1 protein-coding gene is annotated in these 343 nt (G+C 71.1%); it reads right to left on the bottom strand.

Annotated features, from left to right (window positions below):
- Positions 1–343 (bottom strand): beta-ketoacyl synthase N-terminal-like domain-containing protein (locus tag IF37_RS40440; protein WP_037858500.1); only part of this gene is annotated, 343 nt, incomplete at both ends.

Raw genomic sequence — 343 nt, 5'->3', positions numbered from 1 at the left:
CGGCTCACCCCGCCCCTGACCGTAGGTCGCCAGGAGTGCCTGCGCCTCGATGGGATCGCCGAGGGTGGTCCCGGTGCCGTGCGCCTCCACCGCGTCCACCTCGGACGGCTCCAACCCGGCATTGGCGAGGGCCTGCCGGATCACCCGCTCCTGCGACGGACCATTCGGCGCGGTCAACCCATTGGACGCCCCGTCCTGATTCACCGCCGAACCCCGCACCACCGCCAGCACCCGGTGACCATTACGACGGGCATCCGACAACCGCTCCAAGAGCACGACACCCGCGCCCTCACCCCAGGCCGTACCATCAGCCGCCTCGGCGAACGCCTTCACCCGGCCATCG

The organism is Streptomyces sp. NRRL S-31 (assembly GCF_000718775.1).
Taxonomy (GTDB): domain Bacteria; phylum Actinomycetota; class Actinomycetes; order Streptomycetales; family Streptomycetaceae; genus Streptomyces.
Note: the sequence above shows the minus strand (reverse complement) of the source record. Positions and strands in the feature narration are given on the sequence as shown.